Below are 688 nucleotides of genomic sequence, written 5' to 3'. Positions count from 1 at the left end.
CGTCGCCATGATGGCGTAGTCGACAGCAGCGCCGGCCAGCGAGACGAGCAAGACCGGCCGCCGCCCGAAACGATCCGACAGCGCGCCCAGCACAGGTGCGCAGGCAAATTGCATCAACGCATACAGCGCCAGCAGAATGCCATAGTGGGCGGTGACGTCGTTCGAGTGAACCAGATCGCGCAGGAGGCCCGGCAGCACCGGCATAATCAGGCCGATGCCGACAGCGTCGAGCGCGACAGTGCTCAGAATTACGATCAGGGGTCTGTTGGGTTTCACGTCTGGCCTCCGGACCAGCCTCCGCTGGTCCGATTGAACGCGCGGATTCTTTATCACTGATAAGTTGGTGGACATATTATGTTTATCAGTGATAAAGTGTCAAGCATGACAAAGTTGCAGCCGAATACAGTGATCCGTGCCGCCCTGGACCTGTTGAACGAGGTCGGCGTAGACGGTCTGACGACACGCAAACTGGCGGAACGGTTGGGGGTTCAGCAGCCGGCGCTTTACTGGCACTTCAGGAACAAGCGGGCGCTGCTCGACGCACTGGCCGAAGCCATGCTGGCGGAGAATCATACGCATTCGGTGCCGAGAGCCGACGACGACTGGCGCTCATTTCTGATCGGGAATGCCCGCAGCTTCAGGCAGGCGCTGCTCGCCTACCGCGATGGCGCGCGCATCCATGCCGGCA

General features: G+C 60.9%; 1 protein-coding gene and 1 pseudogene. One reads left to right on the top strand and one right to left on the bottom strand.

Translation table 11 applies throughout. The features are described 5' to 3' along the window. Positions 1 to 351 (bottom strand): MFS transporter (locus ACJHYO_RS23965; RefSeq protein WP_225879638.1); only part of this gene is annotated, 351 nt, incomplete at its 3' end. 30 nt (positions 352 to 381) lie between these two features. Here ACJHYO_RS23965 and tetR(A) point away from each other — a divergent pair. Then, positions 382 to 688: pseudogene (gene tetR(A), locus ACJHYO_RS23960) on the top strand (tetracycline resistance transcriptional repressor TetR(A)); the annotation flags it as partial.

Origin of the sequence: Escherichia sp. WS1118 (genome assembly GCF_046487695.1) — a bacterium.
In the GTDB taxonomy this organism is placed as follows: domain Bacteria; phylum Pseudomonadota; class Gammaproteobacteria; order Enterobacterales; family Enterobacteriaceae; genus Escherichia; species Escherichia coli.
This window is presented reverse-complemented; position numbering and strand designations above follow the sequence as displayed.